Annotated in this window: 1 protein-coding gene; it reads right to left on the minus strand. The window is 68.1% G+C overall.

Annotated elements, in window-relative coordinates:
• The coding region (locus MB824_RS10720; protein ID WP_238748532.1) for a two-partner secretion domain-containing protein at positions 1 to 260 on the minus strand (260 nt) is incomplete at both ends.

Consider the following 260-nt stretch of genomic DNA (forward strand, 5'->3'; position numbering starts at 1 on the left):
CCCCAAATGCCGCCGTCAATCTTGGCGGCACGGCTGAGAATGCGGGTGTAGTCGGCACCGCGCCCGTCAAGACCCTGAGCGCCGATTTCGATGCGGCCGCTGCCGATGTCCAAACCGTCGAAACGGCCGTCTGCCAGGATGGGACGGCCGGTGGTGAGGGTGGCGCCGCTGCTGTTGATAAAGCCGCCGCCGTCGACGCGGATGCCGGCGGGGTTGGCCATCACCACTTCGGCGCGGCGGCCGGCGATTTCGATGTAGCC

Source organism: Kingella pumchi, assembly GCF_022288825.1.
GTDB classification, from domain to species: Bacteria; Pseudomonadota; Gammaproteobacteria; order Burkholderiales; family Neisseriaceae; genus Kingella_D; species Kingella_D pumchi.